The organism is Parafrankia sp. FMc2 (assembly GCF_041008525.1).
Lineage (GTDB): Bacteria > Actinomycetota > Actinomycetes > Frankiales > Frankiaceae > Parafrankia.
Map to the genome: position 1 here is coordinate 1 of NZ_JBFLUG010000115.1, position 23,920 is coordinate 23,920.

Below are 23,920 nucleotides of genomic sequence, written 5' to 3' on the forward strand. Positions count from 1 at the left end.
ACCACGGCCGGCGCCATCACGCGGTGCCCCCTCGACGCCCGCCGACACGCCCCCGCGCTCCGAGGCCTCCGCCCGCGCTGACGCTCCGGCGCGCGTCGAGGGGGCACCGCGTGATGGCGCCGGCCGTGGTGCCAGGCGCCTCAGGGCCTGGGTACCGGTGCTGCCCGCAGCGCTGGTGGTCGCGTTCGCGCTGCTGGGTCCGCTGGTGATCGGGCGATCGCCCACCGCGCAGGTCGGCGGGCCGTTCCAGGGGCCTTCCGCGGGACATCCGCTGGGCACCGACGTGATCGGGCGCGATGTGCTGGCCCGGCTGGCCCACGGTGGGCTGCCGGTCGTCGCGCTCGCCGCCGGCAGCACACTGCTGACCAGCGGGGTCGGAGTGGTCGTCGGGATGGCGACCGCGCTGTCCCAGCGGCGTACGGCGGAGCTGGTGATGCGGGTGATCGATCTTGTCGCGGTCATCCCGGGGCTGCTCCTGCTGCTGGTGCTCGCGACCGGCTACCCGGGCAGCGACCTTGCTGTGCTCGTCGCCGTCGCGTTGGTGAGTGCGCCGTTCTCCGTCCGGGTGATCCGGGCCGCCGCCGCCCAGGTGGCCGCCGCCGGCTTCGTCGAGATCGCCCGGGCGCGTGGTGACTCGCGGCGGCGGATTCTGCGCCATGACCTCGCGCCGAACATCGTGCGTCCGGCGCTGGCGGAGACCGGACTGCGATTCTCGGTGGCACTCCACCTGACCGCGACGGCGGGCTTCCTCGGCCTCGGCCGCGCGGCGCCCGCCCCCCACTGGGGGCGGATGGTCGACGAGAACGCCGCCGGCATCGGACTGACGGTGTGGCCGTTCCTGGCCCCGGTGTTCCTTCTGCTCCTGCTGGCGGTGTCGGTCAACCTGCTGGCGGACCGGCTCGCGTCCCGCCTGGCCGGCGGCCTATGAGCGCGGTGGAGCGGGTGGCGCGCCCCGTCGCGGAGGTCTCCGAGCTTGTGGTCGGGCGCCGGGACGGTGGTCCGCCGACGGTCGACGGGGTCAGCCTCGCCGTGCGGCCCGGCGAGGTCGTCGCGCTCGTCGGGCCGTCGGGCTCCGGAAAGACCACGACCGCGCTCACCCTGCTCGGGTTCCATGCCCCCGGGCTGTGCGTGCGGTCCGGCACGGTGCGGGTGGCCGGCGAGGACGTCCTCGGCGCGGGTGTGGCTGACCGCCTGCGCGGAGCCACCGTCGCCTATCTCGGGCAGGACTCGGCAGCGGCGCTGAACCCGGCCCGGCGGATCGGCAGCCTGCTGCAGGAGGCGGTGCGCGGCCGGCTCGGCCGACGGCCGGCCGGGGGCCGCGACATGGTGCAGGACGAGATCGCGAGGCTGTTGGCCGCGGTGTGGCTGCCCTCCGACCGGGCGTTTCTGCGCCGCTACGGCAGCGAGATCTCCGGTGGGCAGGCACAGCGCGTCGCGTTCGCGCTCGTCCTGGCCGGCGATCCGCGCCTGCTCGTCCTGGACGAACCGACCGCGAACCTCGATCCGGTGCTGGCCCGGGACCTCCGCGGGATGGTGGCCGCCGTCGTCGGCGGCAGGGCCACGGTTCTGGTCAGCCATGACCACCGGCTCGTCCACGAGGTGGCGGACAGGGTGATCAGGCTGGAGTCCGGTCGGGTCGCCGCGGCCGGGTCGCCGGCCGAGATCCTGCCGGACCAGCATGTCACCGGCCGCCTGATCGTGGCTCCCGGCGCTCCGGCGCAGTCTCCGGATCCAGCCGCGGTGCTTCGGCTGCCCGCCCTCGCCGGGCCGGCGGTCGCGGCGGGTCCTGCCTCTGGTCCAGCTGGTTCGGGCCCGCGTCTGCAGGTGGCAGGGCTGTCAGCCTGGCATGGTGGCCAGCCCGCCCTCCGATCGGTGGATCTTGCCCCGCCGCCGGGCGCGCTGCTCGCGGTGGTCGGCCCGTCCGGCTCGGGCAAGTCCACGTTGGCGCGTTGCCTGGTCGGTCTGCATCGGGGGCGCAGCACCGGGCAGGTGCGCCTCGACGGGGTCGTGCTGCCGGCGCGGGCGGACCGGCGCTCCGTCCCGCAGTGCCGGGCGGTGCAGCTGGTCGCGCAGGACAGCGTGGGTGCGCTGAACCCGCGGGAGACCGTCGCCGCGGCGCTGGCCCGTGCGCTGCCTTCCAGGCGGCGGCACCCGGGCGAACGTGGGCCCGCGGCGGCGGAACGGACCAGAGCCGAGGTCGAACGACTGCTCGGGCTCGTCCAGCTGCGGCCCGCGCACACCGACCGGCGGCCCGACCAGCTCTCCGGTGGTGAACGGGCCCGCGTCAACCTGGCCCGTGCTCTGGCCTGCGAGCCGCGGGTGCTGGTCTGCGACGAGGTGGGTGCGTCGCTCGACGTCGACACCGGTGCGGCGATCCTGGATCTGCTCGCGGACCTGCGCCGGTCGTCTGCGCTGACCGTGCTGCTGGTGACCCACGACCTCGCGGTGGCGGCGTCCCGGAGCGACCGGCTGGCGGTGCTGTCCGACGGCGCGGTCGTCGAGAGCGGGGCGACCGGTGAGGTGCTGGCGGGGCCCCGCCACGCCGTCACCCGTGCACTGTTGGCGGCCGCGGGGTGACGCGCCCGCCGTCCCGCCGTCCCGGAGTCCAGGCGTCCCGGCGGTCAGCCGGGTAGCAGGTGCCATCCGCGGGCCGACTCCCAGGACTGCCAGAGACGTTGATAGGTGCCCTCGGCGTCGATCAGCTCCTCATGCCGGCCACGTTGCGTGACGCGGCCGTCCGCCAGAACCAGGATCTGGTCGGCGGCCAGCACGGTGGGCAGCCGATGCGCGATGACCAGCAGGGTCGAACGCCGGGCCAGTTCGCCGACGGCGCGCTGCACGTGCGCGTCGTTCTCCGGGTCGAGTGCGGCCGTCGCCTCGTCCAGCACGACGATCGGCGCGTTCTTCAGCAGCGCCCGGGCGATGGAGACCCGCTGCCGCTGCCCGCCGGACAACAGCACACCGCGCTCGCCCACCCGGGTGTGGATCCCGGCGGGCAGCTCACCGTGGGTCTGCGCGCCGCCGGGGCTGGGGAGACCGGCGACGGCCGCGGCCTGGGCGACCTCCTCGTCGGTCGCGTCCGGCCGGCCGAGCCGGATGTTGTCCGCCAGGGTGCCGTCGAACAGGTACACGTCCTGGAACACCATCGAGACCAGTGACATCAGCTGCTCCGAGCCGATCTCGGTGACCGGCACCCCGCCGACGCGGACCTCGCCCGCGTCGGCGTCCCAGAAGCGTGCGAGCAGACGCGCGACCGTGGTCTTGCCGGCGCCCGACGGCCCGACCAGCGCGGTCATGCTGCCCTCGGGCAGGACGAAGCTCACGTCGCGCAGCACCGGCCGGTCGTCGTACCCGAACGAGACCCCCCGGAACTCGACATCGGTGCGGACCGGGCGAACCGGTGCCACCGGTTCGGGCAGGGACGCGGTGTCCAGCACCCGCCTGATGCCGGCGAGGTGGCCATGGGCCATCCGCAGCGCCGCGCCGAGATCGGCCGCGGCGGCCAGCGGCTCGATCAGGCGGATCATCAGGACGACGACGGCGGCCATCGTCGGGGCGTCCAACGTGCCGTCGAGCACGCGGTGGGTGCCGAGCACGACGACGACCGCGAGGACCAGCCGGACGGCGAAGCTGAACAGCACCAGACCGGGCACCGTGCGCCAGACCAGGGCGCGGTCCGCGTCGTGCTCGGCGACCAGGGCCGCGTCGAGGGCGTCGTAGCCCTGGGCCGTACGGCCGAAGGCACGCAGCACCGGCTGTGCCTGACCGAACTCGACCAGGCGGGCCGACGCCTCGTCACTCACGCCGTCGCGGGCCGCGTCCGCGCGGCCGACCGCCCGGTTGCTCCACGTCAGGACGAACGCGAGCACCGGCAGCGCGACGGTCAGGGCGAGCGCGAGCCGGACGTCCACGGCGAACAGCGTCACCACGACCGCGAGCGGGATGACGGCGGCGGTGACCACCGGCCGCAGCAGGTGCGCGGGCACACTCATCACCTGCAGCACGCTCTGGCTGGCGAGACGGGTCAGTTCGCCCACCCGGCCGGCGCCGAACCAGCCGAGAGGCAGTTCGACGATCCGCGCGCCCAGCCGATGATGCAGCACCTGGGCCAGGTCCGCACCGGTGCGGTACGCGGCACTCTGCGTGTACCAGGTCGCCACGGCATATCCGGCGGTCGCGGCGCCGACGGCCGCCAGCCACGGCCAGGCCGAGTCCGGATCCTCGCCGAGCAGCGCGCGCAGGAACGGGACGATCAGCGCGTAGCCGACGCCCTGGATGGCGGCGGCGGCGATGAGTCCGGCGAGCAGCCGGCGCAGCGCGGCGTCGCCGGGTCGGCCGAGCACGGCCAACAGGGTCCTGATCACGGTGTCGTCTCCTGTCGGGCGGTAGGCGCGCCGGCCACGGCGGGCTGCTGGGCCCGCCACAGCCGGGCGTAGTGGCCGTCGAGCGCCAGCAGGTCCTCATGGCGGCCCCGCTCGGCGACCACTCCGTCCGCGAGCACCACGATCTGGTCGGCGCCGGTGACGCTGGCGAGGCGGTGGGCGATGACGAGCAGGGTGCGGCCGGCCGCGGCCGCCGACAGCGCCTGTTGGATGGCGGCCTCCGCGTGCGGATCCGTGTACGCGGTCGCCTCGTCAAGGATCAGCACCGGGGGGTCGGCGAGGAGCGCCCGGGCGATGGCGATCCGTTGCGCCTCCCCACCGGAGAACTCGACGTCGGTGCCGACGACCGCGTCGTAGCCTCGTGGCTCGGCCCGGATCCGGTCGTGGATCATGGCCCGGCGGGCCGCCTCCTCGACCCTGGCCCGGCTGGCCTCCGGCCGGCCCAGCGCGATGTTGTCCGCGACCGACATCCGCAGCAGGGTCGTTTCCTGGAAGACGAAGCCGACCGCGCGGTACAGGTCCTCGGGGTCGAGGTCGCGGACGTCGACCCCACCGAGACTCACCGAGCCGGCGGTCACGTCGTGGAAGCGGGGCAGCAGCCGGGCCAGGGTCGACTTGCCGGCGCCGGAGCGGCCGACCAGCGCGGTGACGGTGCCCGGCACCAGGTCCAGCTCGACGCCGCGAAGCACCGTCCGCTCGCCGTAGCCGAAGGCGACCCCGCGCAGCCGGACGGTGACACCGTCCGGCCGGCGCGGCTGAGCGGTTCTCGGCTGCCCCGGGGTGTCGAGCAGGGAGACGACCCCGGTGGCGGCGGTTCCGCCGGTGCGCAGCGCCTGCAGCCGGGTGCCGATGCCCGACACCGCGCCGGCGACGCCCGGGGACAGCAGGGCGAAGGCCACCAGGTCCGGGGCGGCCAGCTGGTCGGAGGTCACCAGCGTGGTGCCGACCGTGAGCGCCAGCAGCAGCGGGACGGGGGGTGCCGACACGATCTGGGACGCGGTCGTCACCGGGGTGGTGGCGGCGGCCCATCGGGAGAAGAACGTGTGGAACGCATCGGTGGCCTGCAGGAACCGCTCGTGGGCGGCGCGCGCCCGCCCGAACGTCTTGACCACCGCGATGCCGTCGACGAACTCGACGACGCCCTGGTTGATCTCCCGCACGGCGTGGCCGTACTCGGCCATCTTCGACCCGGCTCCCGCCATCGCCCGGGCGAACAGCCAGCAACCGGCCAGCAGCGGGACCAGCGACAGCAACCCGAGCCGCCAGTCGACCGCCACCAGGTAGCCGACCGCGGCCACCGGGACGACGACGACGGTCGTGACGTCGAGGACGGTGTGGGCCACCAGGTAGTGCAGAGCGTGCACGTCGTCGTGGACGGCCTTCTTCACCGCGCCCGAGCCCCGTGCGCTGAACCAGCCCAGCGGCAGCCCGCCCAGCCGCCGCGCGAGCTCCCGGCGCAGCGCCAGCTGGAGCGTCACGTCGCCGAGGTGTGTGACGACGACCGCGGCGGTACCGGCCAGCAGGCTCACCGGCGCGGCCGCCCCGCAGACGGCCGCGGCGACCCACACGGAACCCTCGTCGACCGGGGGAGCCAAAAGCATCCGGACGACCTCGGCCACCGCCGCGAGCGGCACCACGGCGGCGACGCCCGACACGGCCTGGAGGACGACCGCGATCATCAGCCGGCCGCGCAGCGGGGCCAGCAGGCGCCGCAGCGCCCCGGCCGCGGTTGGTGGCCCGCTCTGCTCCGGGGCACTCACAGCACGCCCTCCTCGACGTCGTCCTCGGCGCCGATGCCGAGGTCGGCCAGTTCGGCGCCGAGGCGAGCCACCGTCGGTGCCGACAGGAACCGGCGGATGGGGAGCTCGACGCCGAACCGCGTGCGCAGGCGGGCGACCAGCCGCAGCGCCAGCACGCTGTCCCCGCCGAGCCCGAAGAAGTTCGCCTCCCGGTCGGTGACCTCGGCCCCGAGCAGGTCCCGCCAGATGTCCGCGACGGCCTCCTCCACCGGCCCTGCGGGTGGTGCCGCGCCCGCGTGGCGGGCGTCCTCGCCGGTCTGGAACAGCACCGCACGGTCGATCTTGCCGTTGGCGGTGAGTGGCAGCGCCTCGACGAGGGTGAGCCGGGGCGGGATGGCGTAGGCCGGCAGCCGCTCGGCCAGAAACGCCCGGACCGCGGCTTCCCGGTCCGTCCCGGCGACCGGACGAGCAGCTCCCCGGCCAGCGGTTTCCGTTTCTCCGCTGACCGGCCCAGTGTCACCTCCGCATGGTTGCCCGGTGCCCTCCCCGTCCGGTTGCCCGGTGTCATCCCCGCCTGGCGGTCCCGCGTTGCCGCGTTCGAGGAACGCGTGCAGGGATCTGCGGCCGGGAGGGCCGACGGCGACAGTGACCGCGCGGCCGGTCCCCGGGAACGCCTCCAGCGCCGCGTCGATCTCGGCGAGCTCGATCCGGTGCCCACCGATCTTGACCTGGTGGTCGAGTCGGCCGAGGAACTCCAGCGTCCCGTCGGGGCGGTAGCGGCCGAGGTCGCCCGTCCGGTACCAGCGGTCGCCGGCATGGGTGACGAAGCGCTCGGCGGTACGTTCGGGGTCGCCCCGGTAGCCGCGCGCGACCCCGCGGCCACCGATCCACAGCTCGCCCGGGGCCCAGTCCGGCCGGTCCCGACCCAGGCCGTCGACGACCCGGTACCGCTGGTTGGCGAGCGGAAACCCGTACGGCACCGACTGCCAGCCCGGGGCCGGTTCATCTTCGAGCCCACCGGTACCGGTGGGCTCGAAGGCATTCGACCAGATGGACGCCTCGGTCGCGCCGCCGAGTGCGATCAGGCGGCACCGCCCGCCCGTGCCCGTACCCGCGGCCAGCCGGTCGGCGAGGTCCAGCCCGACCCAGTCGCCCGAGACCAGCGCACAGCGCAGGCCGAGCGGCAGGCCGTCCGACTCGGCGGCGACCAGCAGCATTTCCAGCAACGTCGGCACCGTGTTCCACACCGTCACACCATGCGTGCGGGCGAGGGCGAGCCAGCGGGCCGCGTCCCGACGCTCGTCCTCGGCCGGCAGGACCAGCGCGCCACCGACGCCCAGCAGACCGAAGACGTCGAAGACGGAGAGGTCGAAGTCGAGCGCGGACAGCGCAAGCACCCGGTCGTCGGCCCGCAGACCACAGCGGTTCACGATGTCGACGACGGTGTTCGCGGCGGCGTCGTGAGTGATCTCGACGCCCTTGGGCGTCCCGGTGGATCCCGACGTGAAGATCACGTACGCGACCTCGTCCGGGTCGACGTCCACCGGGCCCGGCAGCGGGTTCGCGGTGACGCGGGCCTCGTCCAGGAGGAGCAGTCGACAGCCTGGGTGGACGCTCGCACCGTGGTCGGAGTCCGCAGCGCGGCCGGAGGCCAGCCCGTGGCCGGGTGTCGGCCCGCGATCAGGTGTCGGTCCGCAGAGAACGAGGCGGACGCCGGCGTCGCGCCAGATCCGGGCCCGTCGGGCCGGTGGCTGCTCGACACCCACCGGGACGTAGCAGGCGCCCGCGGCGAGCACGCCGAGAACCGCGACGATCTGGCCCGGTCCCTTCAGGAGGGTGACCGCCACCGGGTCCCCCGGCCGCACGCCCCGCGCGACCAGGGCGGCGCCGGTCCGGAGTGCCGCGTCACGGAGCTCGCCGTAGGTCATCGACCGGGCGTGCCCGCCGTCCTCCCAGACCAGGGCGATCCGTCCGGGCGAGCGGGCGGCGACGTCGAACACCCGCGCGTGCAGGGTCTGGCGCGGCAGCGCGACCGCCGTCGCGTTGGCCCGGTCCCGGACCTCCCGCTGCGCCACCGGCCGCAGATCGGGCAACGGACCGCCCCAGTCGTCCTCGGTGAGCCGGTCGAGCAGGCGTCGATAGGCGTCGAACATGGCCTCGACCAGCCCCGGGCGCAACAGTCCGTCGACGAAGTCCCAGCTCACCTGGAGGCCGCCGCGAGCCGGCAGGACCTGGTTGTCCAGGCAGACCTGCGGCGAGGTGGAGAGCCCGTACACGGCGGTGGGGAACGCGGCGGAGAGATCCATCGACACGTCGCCGTCGCCGACCCCGATGGCGCTGGTGAACACCACCGGTGTCGCGGCGATGCCACCGGCGGCGCGGGCCAGCTGGCGCAGCAGCCAGGTCGGGGAGACATCCCGGTGGTCCAGGTCGGCCCCGAGCCTGCGCTGCAGGTCGGCGGCCGCGGCGAGGAAGCCGCCGGCCTCGGTCGGGCGATAGTCGGCGAGCGCGACCGTGGTGAAGTCGCCGATCACCCGATGGATGTCGGGATGGACGTCCCGGCGGTTGAACAGGGTCAGGGTGACGGTCAGGTCCGGTGTGTCGTTCCAGGTGCCGAGCACCTCGGCGTAGGCGGCGAGCAGCACCGTGGAGGGTGTGAGGCCGTGCCCGCGGGCCCCGTCGCGCAGCCGGTTCCAGCGGCGCGGCTCCAGCCAGTGCTGCAGGCGGGTGAACCGCCCGGCGCTGACCGTGGTGGGGTCCACCGCGGTCGGCAGACGTGGCGCCGGCGGCAGATCGGCGACCCGTCGCGCCCAGTAGGCCTGGTCCGCCTCGGCCTCCTGCCGGTCCGGCTGGATCTGCAGCACGTAGTCCCGGAACGAGACCCCGATCGGGGCCAGTACCGGGTCGGCGCCCTCGGGCGCGCGGTGGAGCCGGTCGAGCTCGGTGTAGAGAGTCATGATCGACAGGGCGTCGAACACGATGTAGTCGAGCCCGATCGCCAACCTGACCCGGCTCTCGCCGCCGCTGCGGTAGCGCAGGGCACTGATGTCGAACAGCGGCCAGCGGCCGAGGTCGTGCCTGCGGTGCGCCCGTTCGGCACGGAACCGCGCCAGCGCGTCGGCGGTGCCGGTCTCCGCGTCGGCGGTAACGGTCTCCGCGTCGGCGGTGCCGGCGTCCTCGTTCGCCGGGCCGGCGTCGACAACCTCGATGTGGACGGGTGGTACCGACCGCAGGATGCGCTGCCGACCGTCCTCGTCGAAGACGGCCCGCAGCATCTCGTGCCGGGTCACCAGCAGGTCCCAGGCCCGGGCCAGCCGGCCCAGGTCGACGTCGGCCGCGGGGGCGTCGAACTCGGTGTAGTGCCAGGTGCCGACGCCGCCGAGTGGGAGCCGCTCGTCGCGGCCGATCCAGTAGGCGCGCTGTACCTCGGTCGGCGGGAACGGCTCGTGCCGGCGTTCGGGGTCGGCGACGAGCTCGGGCCCCGTCCGCGCGGGCTGCCGGCCCGCCGGGTGCGTCACCGGATGACCGGGGGACGCGGCTGGCGGGCCGTCGGGTGCTCCGGTGAGCCCGGCACTCCCACCACGGCCGGTTCCCTCGTTGCCGGCCCTGTCGGGGCCGGCGTCGGGATCGGGGTCGGGGTCGGGGTCCAGCCGAAGACGGGCGGCGAACCCGGCCAGGGCCGGATGGGCGAACAGGTCGCCGATGCGCCCACCCGCCAGGCCGGCGGACGTCAGCCGGCCGACCATCCGGGTGGCCAGCAGCGAGTCGCCCCCCAGGGTGAAGAAACCGTCCGAGCGGCCTACCGTGGCGACACCCAGCAGCTCGGCCCACATCCGGGCCAGCCGCTGCTCGACAGGACCACGGGGTGGTTCGTCGACGGACCCGTCCGAGCGCCCGTCGTGCCGACGGCCGAGGGCACCGGCGGCCGCGGCGCCGAGGGCAACCCTGTCGATCTTGCCATTGGCGGAGAGTGGAAGCGCCGACCGCACCAGCACCTGGTCGGCGCGCATCGGCTCGGGCAGCCGGTCGGCGAGCCAGCCCGCCAACGCGCCGTTGTCGACGAGCCGGCGCAACGCCGCTGTCTCCTCCCCCTCGGCGGGGCTGACGACGAGGGCGATCGCCGGGCCGGCGGCGGCGCGGGCGATGACCGCCGCGGCTCGCCCGACCGCGGGATGCGTGGTGGCGGCCGCCTCGATCTCACCCAGTTCGATGCGGTGACCCCGGATCTTCACCTGGTGGTCGGCCCGACCGGCGTGCTCAAGGGTCCCGTCCGGCCGGTAGAAGGCCAGGTCACCGGTGCGGTAGTACCGCACCCCGTCGTGGTGGGCGACGAAGCGGTCGACCGTGCGGTCCGGGTCGCCGCGATAGCCGCGAGCCAGGCTCGCACCGCCGATCCACAGTTCTCCGGGTACCTGGTCCGGCCGGTCCCGGCCGCGGCTGTCCACCACCCTCGCCCGTACGTTGTCCAGCGGCGCGCCCCAGGGCATGGACGGCCAGCCAGCCGCCTCGTCGTCGGCTTCCGGGGGAACCTCGAACCACGTCGAGTGGATCGCGGCCTCGGTCATGCCGCCGAGCGCGACGAAACGCGAGCCGGGAACCCGGGCTCGCAGCCGGCGGGGCAGATCCGGCGGGATCCGGTCGCCGCCGAGCAGCACCACGCGCGGCAGCGGACCGCCGGCCCCCTTCTCCCGTCCTGTGGCATGGGTGTGCTCCGCGGTGTCAGCATGCCCCGCGGTGTCGGCATGCTCCGCGGCCGTGAGCAGCATGTCGAGCAGGGCGGGCACGGTGTTCCAGATGGTCACCCCATGGCTGGTCACCGCGTGCCACCACGCCGCGGCGTCGCGCCGCTGTTCCTCCGGCACGCAGACAACCGCGCCACCGGCGCTCAGCAGGCCGAAGACGTCATAGACCGACAGGTCGAACTCGAGTGCGGACACCGTGAGCACCCGGTCGTCCGGGCCGACGTCCAGCCGGGCGTTGAGGGCGTCGACGGTGTTCGCGGCGGCGGCGTGGCTCATCTCCACGCCCTTCGGCTCGCCCGTCGAGCCGGACGTGAAGAGCACATAGGCGAGGCTGTCCGGGCTGACCGGCACTGGAATCGAGCCCGCTTCGGCCCCGGCACCGGGCGCCGGGTCCAGGTCCGGCACCGGCGCCGGACCCGCGAGCGGTACGGCGTCAGGTGCCGAACCGGACGGGGTGGGCTGGCACAGCGCCTCCCGGAGCAGCAGCGGTCGAGGGCCCCCGGCCGCCGTCACGACCGGGAGGTGCTCGTCGTCGGTAAGCGCGAACGACGCCCCGGACCGGGCGTGGATGCGTTCACGACGCAGCACGGGCTGGCCCGTGCCGACGGGAAGGTAGGCCGCCCCGGCGGCGAGTACGCCCAGCACCGCGATGATCTGACCGGTACCGCGCGGCAGCGTCACCACGACGATGTCGCCGGGACGGACACCCTGGCCGACCAGCAGCCGGGCGACCGCCGTGGCTGCCGCTGCCAGCTCGCCGTAACTGGTGCGGCGCGCACCGTCGATGATCGCGGGCCGGTCCGGCTGGGCCGCTGCCCGGGCGAACACCGGGTGGTGCAGAGTGCGGGCCGGGCGGTCGACGGCGGTCGCGTTCGCCCGCGCACGCGTCGCCGCGGCGGCCGGGGGCAGCAGCGTGCCGACCGGCCGGTCCCAGGAGCCGTCGTCGTCGACCAGCTCGTCGATCAGCCGGCGGTAGGCGTCGAAAGCATCCTGGGCGGTGCCGGGCGCCAGGACGTCGAGCCGGACGTCCCAGTTGAGCAGCAGGCCGCCGTCGTGCTCGGTGACCTGCGCGTCGAGCCAGACCTGCGGACCCTGGGAGATGATCCAGACCGGGCGGCCGAAGCACCTCTGGACGGCGGTGGTGTAGATGTCGCCGAGGCCGATCGCACTGGTGTAGACGACGGGTGCGAGTACCGCGGAGCCGGTATGCCGGGAGAGATCCCGAAGCACCTCGACGCCGCTGTAGGTGCCGCGGTCGATCGCCGCGGCCGTCTTCGCCTGCAGCCGCCGGGCCTGTTCGACGAAGGGCAGGGCGGTGCTGACGTCCACGTCGACGAGGATGGAGCTGGAGAAGTCACCGACGAGGCGGTCGACCTCCGGGTGCAGCGGCGCGCGGTCGAACAGCGGGAGGTTGAGCAGGAACCGCGGGGTGCGGCTCCAGGCGCCGATCACCTCGGCGAAGACCGCGGCGAGCGCGGCGGACGGGGTGACGCCGTGGCGGCGGGCCCGGCGGGTGACGCGGTCACGGCGTTCGGCGTCAAGATGGTGGGCAAGGCGGATGCTGCGGGCAGGCAGCCCCGGCCGGCCGGCGTCGGCGCGGCGGGGCAGCTCCGGCGCGCCGGGCAGGTCCGCGAGCCGGTCGCCCCACCAGCCCCTGGCCTGCTCACGCCGGGTGGCGTCGTGCGCACGTCGTTCGCGGAGGTAGCGGGGGTAGTCGTAGGCGATGGCCGGATCGCTGTCGTCGTGCGGGTCCTCGTACGCCCGGCGCAGGTCCTCCAGCAGGATCCGCAGACTCAGAGCGTCCGCGACGGTCATGTCAAGGTCGATGTGCAGGCGGGTGGCGTCGTCCGGGAGCAGGGTGAGCGCCACCTCCAGGACCTGGCCCGCCTCGATGTCCATCATCCGATGGGTGTAGTGCTCGCGGAGCTCGTCGAGGGTGCGGGTGATCTGTTCGGCCGGCAGCCGGCTCAGGTCACGCACCGGGAGGGTGACGGCATCCGGCGGCGGCGCGAGCTGACATCGACCGTCCGGGGTGAAGCGTGCCCGCAGCATCCCGTGCCGCGCCAGCAGCCGCGCCAGCGCCCCGCGCAGCCGTTCCGGCTCGACGCCCGCGCCGTCGAGCTCGGCGTAGAAGTGGGCGGCGACTCCGCCGAAGGGCTGGCCGGGATGACGCCCGATCCAGTACGCGTGCTGCATGGTGGCCAGCTCGAACCCGGAGGCCGCCGACGACGTGGCGGGGCCGGGGCCGGTGGCGGTGGCGGGCAGGGCGACGGCGGGATCGGCGGCGGGCCGGGCCGCGGTCAGCAGACGATTCCAGTGCCGCAGGGTGGGGATCTCGGCAAGCTGCTCGAAGGTCACCTCGGCACCGCGGCGTCGCCACGAGGTCATGAGGTGGATCAGGGTGAGTGACTCCAGCCCCAGCGAGAAGAGGTTGGCGTCCTGGTCGAACTCGTGGTCCTCGGGCGACACGCCACCGCCGGGCGGGGTCGCGCACAGGCCCAGAACCGCGGCGACCTCGTCGTACAGATCGTCGAAGGAAGTGTCCCCGGCGGTGTGGCCACCGTGCCGACCGTCGCTCATGCGGCACCGTCCATCGGCCGGGCGGCGGGGACCGCCGGTACCAGGTGGGGGGCGACGCTGGCGAGCTTCTCGCAGGTCTCCTCGTACTCCCGCTCGGGCCGGGAGCCGGCGACCACGCCGGCCCCGGCCCGCAGCCAGGTGCGGCCCTCCTGGCTGAACACCGTGCGCAGCGCCAGCGCCGCGTCGAGGGTGCCGTCGGCGCCGAGACGCAGGACGGCCCCGGCGTAGAGCCCGCGCGCGGCCGGCTCCAGACCGGTGATCTCCCGGCAGGCCACGTCCTTGGGGACGCCCGTGGCGGTCACCGCCGGGAACAGCGCCGCGAGCGCGTCCCAGCGGGTTCGCGCGTCGTCGAGCCGGCCCTCCACCTGCGAGCCGAGGTGCTGGACGCTGCCGCGTGGCCGCACCGTCATGAAGTCCCGCACGGCGACGCTGCCGGGTGTGCAGACGGTCCGTAGCTCGGCGTCCGAGAGCTGGACCGAGACCGCGTGCTCGTAGATCTCCTTGGGATCGGTGCGCAGCTCATCGCAGTTGGCCCGGTCACGGTCGGTGCCCAGCCCGAAGGCCCGGGTGCCGGCAAGCGGTTGGGTGCGGACGGTCCGGTCGGCGCCGACGACGGCGACCACCTCGGGGCTGAAGCCGGTCGCACGCATGCCGGGCAGGTCGAGCAGGAACGTCCGGGCGGGCGTGTTGGCCCGGCGGCCGACCAGACAGGTGCGAGCAAGATCCACCTCGAAGGGCACCGCCACACGGCGGGAGAGCACCACCTTGGCCAGCCGTCCGGCCTCGATCCGGTCGATGGCGGTGCGGACCGCGCTCCGGTAGGCCTCGGCGTCGCCGGCCCGTACGTCGACGGCACGGGTCGGGGTGGCCGCGGCGGGTGGCCCGGCCAGGTCACCCCAGGCATTCGCACAGCGGTCGGCGAAGGTCAGGACCTGGTCGCGCAGCCGTTCGTCGACACCCCGGGCCTCGACCGCGGACGGGCTGACCCGAACCTCGACGAGCGGAACCACCAGTTGGGCGAGCGGCCGGCGGTTCGCCCCCCGGAGCGGCTGCGACACAGTGTGTTCGGGCGCCGCGGCCCGCTCGATCGCCGTGGCGAACTCGAACGCCAGCCAGCCGTAGGCGGTCCAGCCCGGGATCGGCAGCGCGTCGGTGACGGCGGCCAGCACCGGGAGCGGTGATCCCGCGTACGGCAGATCGACCAGGTTACCGCCCGTGGCGATCTGGACCCGGTCGCCGTACACGGTGACGGTACAGAGCGCACCGGCCGCGTACCACCAGCCGTCCGCGCATTCGTAGAGCACGCTTCGGTCGGTGAACCGCGCGCCGGCCAGGGCGGTGGCCACCCGCGGCGGGTCGAAGTCGCCATACGCCACCCCCGGTCGGTAGCCGGGCGTTCCGACCAGCGGCAGCATGATGTCAGGCGGGGTCTTCACAACGGACCGTCCCTCTCAGGCGGGTTCAGGCAGGTCGAGGTCGAGGCGGGTTCAGCCGGAACCGACCTGGCCCGGCTCGGCGGAGAAGCGCCTGGCCAGGGCGGCCTTGTCGACCTTGCCGACAGGGGTCAGCGGCAGGTCCGGGACCGGTACGACCCGGTCGGGCGCCTTGTAGGCGGCCAGACCGCACTCGGCGAGGTACCGCGCGGCCTCACGTAGGGTGAGTGCGGGCTCGACGCCGGCCACGAAGGCGACCGAACGTTCACCGAGTACCGGGTCCGGGACGGGCAGCAGGGCGACCGCGCGTACCCGCGGATGGCTGCGCAGCAGCTCCTCGACCTCGGCGGTGTCGATCTTCTCGCCGCCCCGGTTGATCTGCTCCTTACGGCGGCCGACGACGACGAGGTGCCCGGACGGCAGCCGCCGGACGAGGTCACCCGAGCGATAGAAGCCGTCGGCGGTGAACGCGCGCCGGTTGTGTTCCGCGGCCCGGTAGTAGCCCCGCGGGGTGGACGGCCCGCGGGTGAGCAGCTCCCCGACCTCGCCGGTGGGAAGCGGCCGGTCCTCGTCGTCGACGACGAGGACCTCGTCGGCGGCGGTCGGCGGCACACCCTGGGTGGTGCGCCGCAGGTGCGGCGGATCGTCGAGCCGGGTGTAGTTGACCAGGCCCTCGGCCATGCCGAAGACCTGCTGGAGCCGGACACCGAGGACCTCCTCGACCCTGCCTGCCTCGTGGTCGGCCAGCCGGGCTCCGCCGACCTGGAGCACCCGCAGGCTCGACAGGTCGGGGGCGCTGGTGCCGTGTTCCTCGACCCACGCCGGAACCAGCGGCGGCGTCAGTGCCGTCACGGTGACCCGCTCGCGCGCGATCAGGTCGAAGGCCGTGGGCGGGCTTGGGTCGCGGGCGACGACGACCATGCCGCCGGACAGCAGTGTGCCCAGCACACCGGGCGCTCCGAAGGCGAAGTTGAAACCGATCGGCAGGCAGACCAGGTAGACCGAGTCCGGGCCCAGCTCGCACATCCGAGCCCCTTCGCGGGCCGCGTACAGATAGTCGTCGTGCGTGCGGGGGATGAGCTTCGGTGCACCCGTCGAACCGCCGGACAGCAGCAGCATCGCCAGCCCGCCCGGGTCTGCCGTGTCCCCGTGTCCGCCGGCGTCGGACGGCGCGGTGACGCCGTCCGCCAGCAGCGACGACCACGTCAGCACCCCGGGCACCACCCCGGGTGTGGCGGTGGGCACGGGGCTGGGCGCGACGGCGGGCGAGGCGGTGCTGACGGGCGAGGCGGATCCGGCCTCGGTGAGGAGGATGACTCGGCGCGGAGGCGCGAGCGCATCGTGCACTCGGGCCGCCAGCGCGCTGCCGTCGAGGGTTCCGGCACGCTCGGCGACGACGTAGGTCGTGGCGCCGGCGATCTGGGCCAGCCGCCGGATCTCGCCATGACGATGTGCCGGCATGGCGTGGACGGGGACCGCGCCGAGCCTGACGAGCGCGAACCACAGGTGGACGAACTCGGCGCGGTTGGGCAGATGGACGACCACCCGCTCACCTGGGCGTACCCCTGCCCGGGTGAGCCCCGCCCGCAGGCGGTCGACGTGCGCGTCCAGCTCGGCATACGACCAGCGCCGCGGCCCGTCGACCAGTGCCGTGCGCGGCCCGTGCCGGGCGGCGAGGTCACGCAGCAGTGCTGACGCGGTGACGCCGGCCCAGTGCCCGGCCGTGCGGTAGCGCGCCGCGTCCGTCTCCGGGCAGCGCGGCCAGTCCTCAGGCATGCGTTCAGGGCTCCTTGTCGCGGATGTGGCGAACCGGATGTCAGTGTAGATGGAAACCGTTATCGTTATCTTTGTTACTGGAACATGTTCAGACGAAGTCAGCCGCCCGCCGATCGGGAGCGGCGTGCTCAGCGGAAGTCGAGGGCAATGGACGTCGACGAACTGATCACCGAACTCGCGGCAGCGGGTGTCACCCTCTGGGCGGAGGCCGGCGAGCTGCGTTACCGCGCACCGCGTGGCGCGCTGACCGAGCAGCACCGCCGTCGGCTGCGGGCGGACCGCAGCGCGGTCCTGACCCGCCTGGCCCGCGACGATGAGCTTCCGGATGTCGTCGCGGAGCCCGACGCGCGCCACGAGCCCTTCCCGCTGTCCGACATCCAGGCCGCCTACCTGGTGGGGCGGGGCGACTCCTACGAGTACGGCGGCGTGGCCTGCCACGCCTATGTCGAGATCGCCCACCCCGCGGGCCTCGCCCCGGCACAGGTGCAGGCGGCCTGGCAGACGGTCGTGGACCGGCACGACATGCTGCGCGCGGTCGTCCATCCCGAGGGCTACCAGATCGTCCTGGAGAACCCTCCGCCGTGCGAGGTAGCGGTCACGGACCTTCGCGGCAGACCGGAGACCGCTGTCGCCGACGCTGTCGCCGCCACCCGCCGCCGGCTGGCCCAGCGGGTCGCCCGCACCGACCGGTGGCCGCTGTGCCTCGCCGAGGTGACCTGGTCCGACCAGCGGCTGCTGGTACACCTCTCGCTCGACCTGCTCGTCGTCGACTACGCCAGCGTCCAGCTCCTGCTCGGCGAGCTCGACCTGCTGTGCTCGCGACCCGACGTCGAGTTGCAGCCGCTGGGTGTGACCTTCCGGGACTACCTGGCCACCCGTCGGCGGCTCACCGAGACGGCCCGCCACCGGCGGGACCGCGACTACTGGCTGCGGCGCGTCGACACCCTGCCAGGAGCGCCCGAGCTCCCGCTGGCCGACCGGACCTGGTCCACCGGCACCGCGAACGATCCTGGCACCGACCCGGGCACCGATCCGGGCCCGGACGGCGCGGCGGTGCCCGGCCCGTGCTTCGAGCGGCTGGAGCATCTGCTGCCCGAGCGGGCCTGGGCCGGCCTGGCCGCCAACGCCCGTGAGCACGGGGTGACGGCCGCCGCCGCGCTGCTCACCGCCTACGCGGAGGTGATCGGTCGCTGGAGCCGGTCGCCCCGGTTCACCCTGAACATGCCCGTCTTCCAGCGTCTCGGCGTGCACCCGGAGGTCGACCGCCTGGTCGGGGACTTCACCACCGTCGAACTGCTGGAGGTCGATCTCACCGCGCCGGCCGCGTTCGCGGACCGGGCGCGGACGCTGTCGGCACGCCTGCTGGAGGACCTCTCCCACCCGCTGATGACCGGCAGCGAGGTACTGGGCGAGATCGCCCGGCGCTCCGGTGAGCGGCCGCTGCTGCCCGTCGTCTTCACCAGCACGCTGGACGCCGCGTCGCCCACCGCCGTCCCGGCCACCGGGTCGGCGGTGGGGATCGGCTCAGCCACGGAAACAGCGTCCGGTCCGGGCGTCGACGCCTGCCGCGGCGAGGTGGTGCACGCGGTGAGTCAGACACCGCAGGTCTGGATCGACTGCCAGGCGGTACCTCGTGGCCCGCGCCTCGCCCTGTCCTGGGACGTGCGTCGCGGCGTGTTCCCCGAGGGGCTGGCCGAAGCCGCGTTCACCGCCTTCGCCGCCGCCGTCAGCCGGCTCGCCGAGGATCCAGGCGCATGGTCCGCGTCCGCTCCGGTGGACCTGCCGGCCGAGCAGCGTTCCCGCCGCCGGGCGGTCAACGACACGGCCGGCCCGCTGCCGACCGGCCTGCTGCACCAGGGCGTCCTGGACCGCGCCGCAGCGGCCCCGGCCGCCACGGCCGTGGTGGCCGGCGAGGTCCGGCTCAGCTACGGCGAGCTGGCTGCCCGCGCCCGCGCCGTCGCCGCCGCGCTGGACTCCGTCGGTATCGGCCGGTCCGAGCCGGTCGCGGTGGCGATGGACAAGGGCTGGGAGCAGGTCGTGGCCGTGCTCGGCGTGCTGCTCGCCGGCGGCGCGTACCTGCCGGTCGACATGGCACAGCCCGCCGCGCGGCGGGAGGTCATCCTGCGCGACGCCGGCACTCGTGTCGTCCTCACCCAGCTCCGGCTGGTCGAGACCGCCGGCTGGCCCGCGGATCTGACCACGGTCGCGGTCGACACGCTGACACCCACCGACCCCGCGCCGCCCACCAGCCCCGCACAGCCCACCAGCCCTGCGCAGCCCACCAGCCCCGCTGGCCGGCCCACGCCCGCGGAGCCGGACGATCTCGCCTACATCATCTACACCTCCGGCTCGACCGGGACCCCGAAGGGGGTGATGATCAGCCATCGAGCGGCCCTGAACACCGTGATCGACATCAACCGCAGGTTCGGGATCACCCAGGACGACGCCGTGCTCGGGCTGGCCAGCCTCGGCTTCGACCTGTCGGTCTACGACATCTTCGGCCCGCTGCGGGCCGGAGCCCGGCTGGTGCTGCCGGACGCGGGGCGGCGCGGCGACCCGTCACACTGGGCCGGTCTCATCGACGCCCACGGCGTGACGGTGTGGAACTCGGTGCCCGGCCAGATGCAGATGCTGACCGAGTTCCTGCGTGCGGAGCCGGCCAGGCCGCGGCCGGCGGGTCCCGCCCCCGCGGGCGGGACGCTGCGGCTCGCGATGCTGTCCGGCGACTGGGTTCCGGTCACCCTGCCGGACGAGATCCACGCGGTGCTGCCGGGAGCCGAGGTAGTCAGCCTCGGTGGCGCCACCGAGGCCGCGATCTGGTCGATCTTCCACCCGGTCGGGGCGGTGGACCCCGCCCGGCCCAGCATCCCGTACGGGGCGCCGCTGACCAACCAGACCTTCGCCGTCCACGACGCGCAGCTGCGTGACCGCCCGGAGTGGGTGCCCGGCGAGCTGTACATCGGCGGTGCCGGCGTGGCGCTCGGCTACCGCGGTGACCCCGAACGCACGGCGGAGCGGTTCGTGCGCCATCCGGTCACCGGCGAGCGGCTCTACCGCACCGGGGACCTGGGCCGGTACCTGCCCGACGGGACGATCGAGTTCCTCGGGCGGGAGGACTCGCAGGTGAAGATCCGCGGGTTCCGGATCGAGCTCGCCGAGATCGAGGCGGCGGTGCTGAGCCATCCCGCGGTGGCGGCCACCGCCGTGATCGTGGACGAGCATCCCCAGGGGCGTCGGCTGGCCGCGTTCGTCGAGGCCGGCCGGCGGCCAGGCGACGCCGAGCCGGCGCTGTCGGCCGGCTCGGACGCCGTCGCGGACACCGTCGCGGCGCAGGCCGCCACGGCCGTGCGGGCCGCCGGTGACGGGGTGGATCCCGCCGCGCTCAGCGAGCTGCTGGCCGCGATGGACGAGGTCGCGCTCTGCGTGATGGCCGCGACGCTCGCCGGCGCCGGGATACCGCCGCCCGAGGGTGCGGCGCTCACGCTCGACGAGGTGTGCGGTCTGCTGCGGACGACCGGTACGCACCGGGGCATCGTCCAACGGTGGCTGCGGGCGCTGGCGGCCCACGGGCGGCTGACGGCCGAACCCGCGCCCGGCGGCCCGGAATCCACCGGAGCACCGCGCTACCGCGGCCTGGTCACGCCGGACAGGGCCGGCCTGGAGCAGGCCTGGGCCCGCCTCGACGCCGCCGAACGGCGGGTGGGGTACAGCACCGACCTGATCGGGCTGATGCGTACCTGTGCCGGGCGGCTGCCCGCGCTGCTGTCGGGTGAGCAGGACGTCCGCGCGCTGCTGTTCCCGGGTGCCGAGGCCGACGCGCTCGCCGCCGCCTATCGAGACAACCTTGCCGTCCGCCAGCTCAACGAGGCGGTCACGGCCGCCCTGCACCGCTTGGCGGAACAGCACGTCGGGGAGGAGGGGCTGCGGGTGCTGGAGGTCGGCGGCGGGGTGGCGGGCACCACGTCCGTGCTGGTGCCCGCGCTCGCCGAGTTCGGTGTCGACTATCTGTTCACCGACCCGTCGCGGTTCTTCCTCACCGAGGCCGCGGAACGCTTCGCCGACCATCCCTGGGTGCGGTACGCCCGGTTCGACCCCGCCGGTGACCCGCGAGCGCAGGGATTCGCGCCGAACAGCACGGATGTCGTCCTCTGCTCCCACGTCCTGCACAGCACCGCCGACATCCCGGCGGTGCTGCGTGGCCTGCGCGAGCTGCTGGCGCCCGGCGGCTGGCTGGTGATCGTCGAGAACACCCTGGCCGACCATCTGCCGCTCGCGGTCTCCCTGGAGTTCCTGGAGGCGACCGCCGCGGCGCCGACGGACCTGCGGGCGGCCTCCGGAGCCTCGTTCGTCACCGACGAGCAGTGGCCCGCGCTGCTCGCCGGCATCGGTGCGGAGCTCGTCGCGGTGCTTCCGCGGGTGACGGACGTGCTGCACCCCACCGGGCAGCGGCTCTTCCTCGCCCGGGTGAAGACCGACCGGGTACCGGTCATCGTGGGCGAGCTGGCCCGGCACGTGTCGGCCCGGCTGCCCGAGTACATGGTGCCGGCCGTCTGGGGAGTCCTCGACACGCTCCCGCTGACCGGCAACGGCAAGGTGGACCGCGCCCGGCTGCGTGACTGGCTGCCCCGCCCGGGAGCGGGCGTCGCGGCAGCCGACCAGATCGTCACGCGCTCGGACGAGCCGGCGGACGCCCTCGAACGGCAGCTCGCCGCCCTGTGGGCCGAGCTGCTCGGCGTCGAGCGGGTCGGTCGCCACGACGACTTCTTCGCGCTCGGCGGTGACTCACTGCTCGTCGCGCGGCTCGTCGGCCAGGTCCGGGAACGCCTGCCCGACGTCGTCGCGCTGGAATGGGAGGTGGTGCTGCGGCACATGCTGCGGGCCCCCACCGTCGCGGCTCTCGCGTCGTTCCTACGGGCGTCCTCCGGCCGCGACCCGGACGAGGCCGAGGCGGAGAAGTCCTCGCCGCTGGTGTTCCTGCACGGCTCCGGTCTGGAGAGCCGGGACGCGCCGATGACGATCCTCGTCCACGCCGGCACCGGCACCCTCATGCCCTACCGGGCGCTGGTGACCGAGATCCGGCGCCGCTCGGCGGGTACCGCCGCCGTCGTCGGCCTGGAGATCCCGCACCTCGCCGACTACCTCGACGGGGATCCGGACGGACAGGTCGAGACACTGGCCGCCGGCTACGTGCGGGCGCTGCTGGAACTCGGCGCGAGGGAGACCCACCTGGTGGGCTACTGCCTCGGCGGCCTGATCGGGATCGAGGTGGCCCGCGGCCTGGCGGAGGCGGGCGCCCCGGTCGCGTCGTTCACCGCGATCAGCAGCCACAGCCCCCGGTTCCGCCTTGACGACGAGATCCTGGCGGAGTACTCGTTCGCGGTGATGATGGGCATCAACCCGGCCGACCTGGGCTTCCCCGCCGACGAGAACGCCGTCGCCGCCGCAGCCGACGCGGTGCTCGCCACCAGCCCCGGGCTGCTGCGCGACGGCGGGCTGGCCAGGCTCGACGGGGAGTTCACCGACGTCGCGGCCCGCTTCCGCGCCCTGGTCCGGGTGCCACGGGAGGCCCGGATCGAGCGGATGTGCGCGGTCGTGCCGGCGTCGGCGGGCATGTACGAGCCGGACCACATGACGCGCCTGTTCCGCACCTTCCGGCAGAGCGTGTTCTCCATCAGCCGCTACCGCCCGGAGCCGTATGCCGGCGACGTGACGTTCCTGCGGCACAGCGGCACCTACCCCTTCCCGGGGAGCCGGGACGCGGTCACCGCCCAGTGGGACGAGGTGTGCCTGGGTGACCTGAGCATCGTGGACGTTCCCGGCGACCACTTCAGCTGCCTGTCCGTCGAGCACGCGCCGGGTGTCCTGCGCCTGCTCGCGGAGCTCACCGGTGGAGCGGTGACCCGGTGAGCGGGAGGACAGGCCGACCGGCGGCGGTCGGCATCGTCGGGGCGTCCGGCATGGTCGGCCTGGCCGCGGTGGAGCAGCTACGCCGTCTCGGTGTCGATGACCTGCGCCTCGGTGCCCGTCGGGCGGACCTGGTACGCCGGGCTGTCGACGAGGTCCTGGGCGGGCGGGGCGAGGCCCACACCGTCGACGCGACCGATCCGGCGGCGCTGGCGCGCTTCTGCTCGGGCTGCCAGGTCGTGCTGAACTGCGCCGGGCCCACCTACCTGCTCGGGGACACGGTCGGGGTGGCCGCGCTCGCCGCCGGCGCGCACTACGTCGACGTCGCCGGCGACGATCCGGTCCTGGAGTCGATGACCGGGCGCGGGCTGGCGGGCACCGACCGTGCGGTCGTCGTCTCCGCCGGTACGCTGCCCGGCCTGTCCAGCCTGCTGCCGCGCTGGCTGGCGGCCAGCGGGTTCACCCGGCCCGTCGGCCTGACCGCGCACGTCGGCGGCATCGAGCCCTGCTCGCCGGTGGTCGCCACCGACATGCTGCTGTCGATGCGCACCGGCGGGGTGGCCGGCGCGGCCTTCGGCGAGCCGCTGGCGGCCTGGCGCGACGGCGCACGTCGCCCCCGGGCACTGCGCGCGGCCCAGAACACCGTCGCGCCGCACTTCCCGGGGCCGGTCGCTATCACCCCGTTCCTGTCGGCGGAGACGGAACGCCTCGCGTGGGCGTTGGGACTGCGCTCCGTCGACTGGTACAACGTCCACCCCGGCCCCGCGGTGCGCACCGAGCTGGCGCGGATGCCCGGTTACGCCGCCGACCCCGCCACAGACCCGGCCCAGGTCGGGGTCCGGCTGCGCCGGGCGGCCGACCTGGACCTGCACGGGCGCACCCCGTACTACCTGATGGTCTTCGGCCTGCACGGTCAGTCAACCGGCGGCCACCGAACGGCGACGCTCGTGCTCCGGGCCCCCAGCAGCTACCGCCTCACCGGCCTCGTGGGCGCACTGGCTGCCCGAGCCGTGCTGGCCGCGAACGTGCCACCCGGGCTGCGGGCCGCCTGCGACGTCCTCGATCCCGGAGAGGTCGTCGACGAGATCCGCGCGGCGGGGCCGGATCTCGGTGTGCTCCACATCGACCACACCGACCACGCCGACCACGTCGAGGCCGGCGCACCGGCCCGGACAGCCGCCGCGAGCCAGTGGCCCGCGGCACCGGCGCTCTCCGACGACGCGGAAGAGGGAGTGCTGTGAGACACCCTCTGTCAACCACGGTTTCAGGCGGCGCGTCCGAGGGCTCGGTTGCGGTTGGCGACGTGCGTGGCCTCGTCGTAGAGCACGCCTTTGGTGAGGCAGTGCCAGAGGATCTCGAGCCAG

The 23,920-nt window shown here is 74.4% G+C and carries 9 protein-coding genes; 4 read left to right on the forward strand and 5 right to left on the reverse strand.

Going from position 1 to position 23,920, the window contains the following annotated elements; translation table 11 throughout:
* Together AB1460_RS27685 and AB1460_RS27690 are read left to right on the forward strand one after the other, a co-directional pair.
* On the forward strand, window positions 1-928 hold a 928-nt coding region (locus tag AB1460_RS27685), incomplete at its 5' end, for an ABC transporter permease (protein WP_368965043.1).
* Window positions 925-2,577, forward strand: a complete 1,653-nt coding sequence (locus tag AB1460_RS27690; RefSeq protein WP_368965044.1) for an ABC transporter ATP-binding protein — start codon at window positions 925-927, stop codon at window positions 2,575-2,577. The genes AB1460_RS27685 and AB1460_RS27690, both read left to right, overlap by 4 nt.
* Before the next feature lie 44 nt (window positions 2,578-2,621).
* On the opposite strand, the gene AB1460_RS27695 is transcribed toward AB1460_RS27690, so the two are convergent.
* Genes AB1460_RS27695 through AB1460_RS27715 form a run of 5 tightly spaced genes read right to left on the reverse strand, consistent with a single transcriptional unit; the run spans window position 2,622 to window position 16,652 of the window.
* Window positions 2,622-4,364, reverse strand: a complete 1,743-nt coding sequence (locus tag AB1460_RS27695) for an ABC transporter ATP-binding protein (protein ID WP_368965045.1) — start codon at window positions 4,362-4,364, stop codon at window positions 2,622-2,624.
* Window positions 4,361-6,142, reverse strand: a complete 1,782-nt coding sequence (locus AB1460_RS27700; protein WP_368965046.1) for an ABC transporter ATP-binding protein — start codon at window positions 6,140-6,142, stop codon at window positions 4,361-4,363. Before AB1460_RS27700 ends, AB1460_RS27695 begins: the two co-directional genes overlap by 4 nt.
* Entirely contained in the window at window positions 6,139-13,443 is a 7,305-nt protein-coding gene (locus AB1460_RS27705; protein WP_368965047.1) for an amino acid adenylation domain-containing protein, read from the reverse strand. Before AB1460_RS27705 ends, AB1460_RS27700 begins: the two co-directional genes overlap by 4 nt.
* On the reverse strand, window positions 13,440-14,879 hold the full coding sequence (locus AB1460_RS27710) for a salicylate synthase (RefSeq protein ID WP_368965048.1): 1,440 nt from the start codon (window positions 14,877-14,879) through the stop codon (window positions 13,440-13,442). Before AB1460_RS27710 ends, AB1460_RS27705 begins: the two co-directional genes overlap by 4 nt.
* A 51-nt stretch (window positions 14,880-14,930) precedes the next feature.
* Window positions 14,931-16,652, reverse strand: a complete 1,722-nt coding sequence (locus tag AB1460_RS27715) for a (2,3-dihydroxybenzoyl)adenylate synthase (RefSeq protein ID WP_368965049.1) — start codon at window positions 16,650-16,652, stop codon at window positions 14,931-14,933.
* Window positions 16,653-16,799: 147 nt separating this feature from the next.
* Here AB1460_RS27715 and AB1460_RS27720 point away from each other — a divergent pair, with 147 nt between their 5' ends.
* Both AB1460_RS27720 and AB1460_RS27725 read left to right on the forward strand, forming a co-directional pair.
* Window positions 16,800-22,559 (forward strand): amino acid adenylation domain-containing protein, encoded by a 5,760-nt coding sequence (locus AB1460_RS27720; protein WP_368965050.1) that lies wholly within the window; start codon window positions 16,800-16,802, stop codon window positions 22,557-22,559.
* Window positions 22,556-23,797, forward strand: a complete 1,242-nt coding sequence (locus tag AB1460_RS27725; RefSeq protein ID WP_368965051.1) for a saccharopine dehydrogenase NADP-binding domain-containing protein — start codon at window positions 22,556-22,558, stop codon at window positions 23,795-23,797. The genes AB1460_RS27720 and AB1460_RS27725 overlap by 4 nt, the downstream gene beginning before the upstream one ends.
* The last annotated feature ends 123 nt before the right edge of the window (window positions 23,798-23,920 follow it).

Excerpts from the sequence above, each read along its gene's own strand:
- AB1460_RS27715 (WP_368965049.1), bottom strand. The coding sequence starts at position 16,652 with ATGCCTGAGGACTGGCCGCGCTGCCCGGAGACGGACGCGGCGCGCTAC.
- AB1460_RS27690 (WP_368965044.1), top strand. The coding sequence starts at position 925 with ATGAGCGCGGTGGAGCGGGTGGCGCGCCCCGTCGCGGAGGTCTCCGAG.
- AB1460_RS27720 (WP_368965050.1), top strand. The coding sequence starts at position 16,800 with ATGGACGTCGACGAACTGATCACCGAACTCGCGGCAGCGGGTGTCACC.
- AB1460_RS27705 (WP_368965047.1), bottom strand. The coding sequence starts at position 13,443 with ATGAGCGACGGTCGGCACGGTGGCCACACCGCCGGGGACACTTCCTTC.